Raw genomic sequence first — 256 nt, 5'->3', positions numbered from 1 at the left:
GGGGCGAGTGGTGCAAGAAGACCTATCACTTCCAGCCGATAAGGAAATTATAGAGACATATCAATTGACGAATATGTGGGGTGATGTAGATGTTAGAGATCGCCTGCTTCATTTTTTTGATACCGGCAAGGACGACGATTTTTTAAAGAAAAAAGTATTTCCTGGGTACGGGACAGAACATCCAGTGTAGATACTGTTAGCGTAATCCTACGCGGTGACGTGTTGCCAAGTGTTGAATCAAAACGCTTCTCCCGCT

The 256-nt window shown here is 44.1% G+C and carries 1 protein-coding gene; it reads left to right on the top strand.

What is annotated here, in order from left to right; all coding sequences use genetic code 11:
• Positions 1-190, top strand: a 190-nt coding sequence (locus CWO84_RS24705) for a hypothetical protein (protein ID WP_205800398.1), incomplete at its 5' end; no start/stop codon positions are given.
• Positions 191-256 lie beyond the last annotated feature (66 nt).

Origin of the sequence: Methylomonas sp. Kb3 (assembly GCF_002834115.1) — a bacterium.
In the GTDB taxonomy this organism is placed as follows: Bacteria; Pseudomonadota; Gammaproteobacteria; order Methylococcales; family Methylomonadaceae; genus Methylomonas; species Methylomonas defluvii.
The sequence above is the reverse complement of the archived record's forward strand: the minus strand, read 5'-3'. Positions and strand labels throughout refer to the sequence as shown.